Genomic DNA, 468 nt, shown 5'->3' with positions numbered 1-468 from the left:
CAGTCTGCACGCTGCCGATGATCAAATGGCGCTGGAGAATGCCCGTGATGCCTACACCCGCCGCAGCGAAGGCTGCTCAATTTGGGTGGTGAAGGCCAGCGAAATCGTTGCTTCGCAGCCGGAAGATCGCGGCGAATTCTTCGACCCGGCGGAAAGCAAAGTCTACCGTCATCCGACTTTCTATACCGTGCCGGACGGCATGGAACATATGTGAGGCGGCGATGAATAACCCTAACCCCGTAGCCACCTACGCCCTGCGGCTTGGCGACAATGGTCTGGTTCTGGCCCAGCGTTTAGGCGCCTGGTGCGGACATGCTCCCGAGCTCGAGATCGATCTTGCGCTGGCCAATATCGGCCTCGACCTGCTCGGCCAGGCGCGCAATTTTTTAAGCTATGCCGCCGAGCTTAACGGCTGCGGCGACGAAGATACGCTGGCTTTTGGCCGCGATGAGCGCCAGTTCAGCAACC

2 protein-coding genes are annotated in these 468 nt (G+C 59.8%); both read left to right on the top strand.

Going from position 1 to position 468, the window contains the following annotated elements:
* The coding region (gene paaB / locus M3197_RS17240; RefSeq protein ID WP_154706888.1) for a 1,2-phenylacetyl-CoA epoxidase subunit PaaB at positions 1 to 214 on the top strand (214 nt) is incomplete at its 5' end.
* Between the two features lie 7 nt (positions 215 to 221).
* Positions 222 to 468, top strand: a 247-nt coding sequence (locus M3197_RS17235) for a Phenylacetic acid catabolic protein (RefSeq protein WP_251663107.1), incomplete at its 3' end; no start/stop codon positions are given.

The organism is Sporosarcina aquimarina (genome assembly GCF_023715615.1).
Lineage (GTDB): Bacteria > Bacillota > Bacilli > Bacillales_A > Planococcaceae > Sporosarcina > Sporosarcina aquimarina_A.
The sequence above is the reverse complement of the archived record's forward strand: the minus strand, read 5'-3'. Positions and strand labels throughout refer to the sequence as shown.